This window comes from Lysobacter sp. TAF61 (assembly GCF_052113485.1).
Classification (GTDB): Bacteria; Pseudomonadota; Gammaproteobacteria; order Xanthomonadales; family Xanthomonadaceae; genus Lysobacter_J.
Map to the genome: position 1 here is coordinate 1 of NZ_JBFRDH010000015.1, position 2,372 is coordinate 2,372.

A 2,372-nucleotide genomic window follows, 5' to 3' on the forward strand; every position below is an offset into this window, starting at 1 on the left:
CCGCGGAGCGGTGTCGGCTTGAATGAATTGTTAGGCCGCTGCCCACTTGAGGAACTCATTGATGATCTCCTCGAGCTTCTGAGGGCCGCCGGCCGCACTGAACTTGTTGTCCGCAACCTTACAGAAGATCCACTCGCTACCACTGGTTTCGGCATCCTCAAACATTCCGTAGTGGATTGGCTCGAGGGCCTTTCCTTCTAGTTTTGTGCCTGCAAGATCAATCTCGATATTCCACCCCGGGTTGTCGAGAGTGGTTATCGTCACCCCGCAAGAGTGCTCCCAATCCTCATCACATTGGTCGAGGTACCACTGTTGAAGTCTTGTCAGAGCATCCATAGCGGCCTAACGCCTGARTTAAGCCGCRCCGCGGAGCGGTGTCGGCTTGAATGAATTGTTAGGGCCGCCGTCGGTGACTACGGAGCCGGCCCCACACCGCTGCCAAGATAGCTGCGCAGCCCGCGGCAATTACCCCATACCACCACAGAATCCGCTCTTTGCGGCCAGGTGCGAAGAAATCCGGCATGAGCGTTTGACGGAGGTCCGCCGCGTTCAACTCTGACCAGAACAGCCAATGCAGCACCAACAGCAACCCCACAGCAATAAGTCCAGCGCCGCAAAAAGCTACGGCCCCAACGCTGGCATCTCCGCGGCGGATTGCCCTGGTGCCAGCCACACTCCCAATGACAGCCCCGCACGTAGCTACTGCAATGACCGCTGTAATTCCCATGGCAGACCTAACGCCTGAATTAAGCCGAGCCGCGAAGCGGCTTCGGCTTGAATGAATTGTTAGACCTGCTACCCGTGACCATGACTAAAGGTGCCTTTGGCATCAGACGTGGGATCGCCCAACTCGTCGTGGAGCGACTCCAGGATGGCTGCAATCGTATCGGGTGCAGATTGACCGTACTGCTCTTGGAGTGCATTGGCGATGTGGCGAATGGTATCTGCGAGGAAGACGCCCCATGCAGGAGCCTCCTCACGGCCGTTGTCCTGCCACAGGCCGATCTTGATCGTGCAGTGTTGCCCGCGCTCGGCAATCCAAGCGCTAAGCATCTGGATGGCATTGTCATCGCGCTGTGCTGCGGGCGGGATTACGAGAGGCTTCATAGGTAGGTCTAACGCCAGAGTTAAGCCGCGCCGCGGAGCGGCGTCGGCTTGAATGAATTGTTAGGCCTAGCGCCGTGACCGGAGCCGAGAACTGCAGCCGACCATGCCCTGAGCCTTCCCCGGCCCGAAATGTAGCAGCTTGCGACGGCCTGTGAACTCGCCCCCTCCCTGCCCGAAGCCGGAGTCCTGAGGGGGGCGACCGGGGTTACCAAAGTCACGCGCGACGCGCCAGTGACCTATGCGGGTCTACACCCTTACGGCTGCACCGCTGCGACAACAGGCCTAACGCCTGARTTAAGCCGAGCCGCGAAGCGGCTTCGGCTTGAATGAATTGTTAGCCCGCGTGGGTAGCCTGATACAGGCTGACAACCAGGTAGGCGCTGAGGCCAACCGCCAAGAGCACCCGAATCCGGTGCAACTGACGGGTACAGCCGGCCATGTCCGGGCCAAGCGGGGTAAGGCCCAKCAAGATCTTCAGATATGGACCGAAGGAGCGCGCATCCCAAATGCTCGGACGGCCCATGGCCTCCCATTGAGTTCGATGCTTGGTCTCTAGTCTGTGGAAGAAGACCATGCACTCGCCGAGATACCAGAACGTCGCCGCAAAGGCGATGGCAAAGACAACTAGCAACCACTGCTCTGTCATAGGGCTAACGCCTGARTTAAGCCGMRCCGCGRAGCGGYKTCGGCTTGAATGAATTGTTAGGTGGCAGCCGCACGCTTGAGGGCCGCCACCGGAAGAAGGGCAAGCTTGCCACACGACCTGCAGTAGGCATTGGGGCTGTTCCACCAGCGGCGCTCAGTGACCAGCAGATGTCGGCAGGATGGGCAGCGGAGCTGATGCGATGCCAGCACAGACCATTGCAGTTGGCGAATGGCGAGGAGAGCGAGAACCGGAGCGGCAATAACAGAGAGAGATAAAAGGTTATTGGATAGCCCCAGCCGCGGGAATGCAAAGAATGCAATTGCCAAGCAGCCAACGAGAATCGCCGTGATTGTGATGAGCCCGCGACGAAGCGATGCGCGGGCGGCAACCTGGGTCGCCACGTCCTCGCGGCTGAACTGGATAGCCTCTTCTTTCACATCGCTATTCATTGTTCCTGCCACCTAACGCCTGAGTTAAGCCGCGCCGCGGAGCGGTGTCGGCTTGAATGAATTGTTAGGCCTGCCGCTCAAATGCAGACTTCTTGCAGTGCGGGCAGGTGCCTGTGGCCACAGCAATGTCACCAGCCCGTCGCAGCATTGGCCTACGGCAGGCGTGGCAT

General features: G+C 59.3%; 4 protein-coding genes. All 4 read right to left on the bottom strand.

All coding sequences use genetic code 11. From position 1 onward, the window contains the following. Positions 1–30 precede the first annotated feature (30 nt). Positions 31–336: an immunity 53 family protein gene (locus AB4Y64_RS17565; protein WP_441817735.1), complete on the bottom strand. Its 306-nt coding sequence runs from the start codon at positions 334–336 to the stop codon at positions 31–33. 459 nt (positions 337–795) lie between these two features. Then, positions 796–1,107 (bottom strand): DUF5076 domain-containing protein, encoded by a 312-nt coding sequence (locus tag AB4Y64_RS17570; RefSeq protein ID WP_441817736.1) that lies wholly within the window; start codon positions 1,105–1,107, stop codon positions 796–798. A gap of 334 nt (positions 1,108–1,441) precedes the next feature. Continuing rightward, positions 1,442–1,753, bottom strand: coding sequence for a hypothetical protein (locus AB4Y64_RS17575; protein WP_441817737.1), 312 nt, complete (start codon positions 1,751–1,753; stop codon positions 1,442–1,444). 56 nt (positions 1,754–1,809) lie between these two features. Continuing rightward, positions 1,810–2,202 carry a hypothetical protein gene (locus AB4Y64_RS17580; protein ID WP_441817738.1) on the bottom strand — a complete coding sequence of 131 codons (393 nt, stop codon included), beginning with the start codon at positions 2,200–2,202 and terminating at the stop codon, positions 1,810–1,812. Between the last annotated feature and the right edge of the window lie 170 nt (positions 2,203–2,372).